We start from the raw sequence: 2,136 nt of genomic DNA on the forward strand, positions 1-2,136 counted from the left end.
CGGGCCGTCTCCGCGAACTGGTCGCGTACTGCGTCAGTCATTCGTCCGGAGGGCTTCACGTCGTAGACAACCCGGTCGCCGTCAGCGTGGACGGCGAAGAAGTCGGGGTAGTGCTTCAAGACCTTCGACCCGGCGGCGAACAGCATCAGCATCGGCTGGGACGAGACGAGGCGCACATCGCCCGTGTGCTCCAGTTCAAGGAGGCACTCGGCCTCCAGCGCCGACTCGCACCACACGTGCGTGCCTTGTGGTGCGAAGTAGTGCAGCGCGTGCCGGTTGAGCCTGTTTTGGTACTGCACGCCCTGGCGCAAGGGGGGCACGTGGGTGAAATCCTCTTGGGACAACGCCGGAGTCGCGTGGGCAGTACGTATGCGTCCGTCACGGGCTCGCCACTGGACTGTGTCGAACCCATCAGGGGCTCGCGCGAGCAGCGCGTCTCCGGTCGTCGTCCTGGACTGTGTGGGCGGAGTCTTCATCGGCGGTCTCCGAGTCGTGCTGACGGGATAGGTGCACTCACCGGGCGGACGCATCGTGGTGCGGCTTGAGAGCCGCGCGCCGGGCGGTGGTGGTACTGCACACCGTAAATCTGCCCACCGACAGTGCCCGGCGGCAGCGTTGCGACACGAAGCGCGGCCGATGCTCGGCCTACGCTCTGCGCATGGGCAGAAACCGGACGACTGCACCGGTGGCAAGCAGTCGCGACTGGCCGCGCGAGCCGTGCGAAGACGCAGACGCCGAGTTCGTGCGACTCCTGGTCGAGAGCCTGCGTGAAGCCATGGGGGAGTGGAGCATCCGACGCACCGCAGAAGCCGCGGGGATGGACCATGGCATCGTGACGCGATTGCTGGCGGGGAAGACCTGGCCCGAGGCCGTGACCGTAGCGCGGCTGGAGCGAGGGTTGGGCGTCCGGTTGTGGCCGGACCATGTTCGGGGTCATGCAACTGCCTGTGCCACTACGGCGCCAAGCGGCGACTCCGTGCCGTAGAGGTGAGTCCTTCGAGTTGTATCCGTAGGACCCACCTGAAGGCCGAACGTCTACAATTGCCGCAAGTGCCAACGATGTCCACTAGCGTGCTGCCATGCCGGGACCGAGCCCCCGCGGGAAGCCGCGCGACCACCTTCACGAGCCTCATATGTTCGGCGTCCCGTACGCGATCGAGTGGTTACAACCGGACACCCTGGACCGGCTCGTCGGTCTCCGTCACGCCGAGATGCAGCACGAGTTCTGCGGGTTCGTGAACGAGCACCTTCGGCGAACTCAGATGAGCCAGAAGAAGTTCGTCGAAGGAGACTGGTTCAACCTCGATCGCCTGAGGCGGTGCCTGACCGGGCACCGATGGTTGAGCATCGACGACATGCTGCGAGTTGAGGCCGTGATCGGTCCGACCTTCACGCGGATGAAGTTCCCAAAGACGCCAGTCACGCACCCGGCCCTGATCGAGAAGTACTCCAGCGTGGCGGGTGGCGTAGGACCTGCTGCCGCCGATGGGCGGCCGCGGGCATAGGGGTGTAGTCAGCCCCACGGAATCCTCGGGTCCAGTTGTAGTCCGAGCCAATGACATCGAAGCGAGAAGGTGGATGCGTATGGACCCCACACAGGCGTCTGGAGGCGTGCCGTTGCCGCCTTCCCTTGTGAGGTCGAAGCAACGGGTTGTCGATCACGGCGAGGTCTTCACGCCGGCCTGGATGGTCGAGGACATGCTCGACCTGGTGAAGGATGAGACCGAGCGCATCGACTCGCGTTTTCTGGAGCCCGCCTGCGGCTCGGGCAACTTCCTCGTGCAAGTRCTGATCCGCAAACTTGCTGCCGTCGAGCGTCGCTACCGGCAGTCTGAGTTCGACAAGCGTCACTACGCTTTGCACGCGCTCATGTGCATCTACGGCATCGAACTGCTCGAAGACAACATCGCCGAGTGCCGCCAGAAGATGCTGATTCCGATCGTCGAGTACCTGAAAATCGACGAAACGGACGATCTATACCGCGCCGCCGCGTACGTTCTCGGCGTGAACATCGTGCAGGCCGACGCGCTCACCATGAAGACGCGCKAGGGTGAGCACATCACGTTCGCGGAGTGGTCTTACCTGGGGCGCGGCAGGTTCCAACGACGCGATTTCCGGTTCGAGACCATGACGCAG

General features: G+C 64.2%; 3 protein-coding genes. 2 read left to right on the forward strand and 1 reads right to left on the reverse strand.

Translation table 11 applies throughout. From position 1 onward, the window contains the following. Nucleotides 1-320: hypothetical protein (locus tag AC1DQF_RS21495; protein ID WP_477527257.1), on the reverse strand; the 320-nt coding region annotated here is incomplete at its 3' end. A gap of 759 nt (nt 321-1,079) precedes the next feature. On the opposite strand from AC1DQF_RS21495, the gene AC1DQF_RS21500 reads away from it, so the two are divergent. Together AC1DQF_RS21500 and AC1DQF_RS21505 are read left to right on the forward strand one after the other, a co-directional pair. After that, on the forward strand, nt 1,080-1,505 hold the full coding sequence (locus AC1DQF_RS21500) for a hypothetical protein (RefSeq protein WP_477527258.1): 426 nt from the start codon (nt 1,080-1,082) through the stop codon (nt 1,503-1,505). Between the two features lie 79 nt (nt 1,506-1,584). Further along, nucleotides 1,585-2,136: N-6 DNA methylase (locus tag AC1DQF_RS21505; protein ID WP_477527259.1), on the forward strand; the 552-nt coding region annotated here is incomplete at its 3' end.

The sequence above is a fragment of the Nocardioides sp. P4_G4 genome, assembly GCF_056401085.1.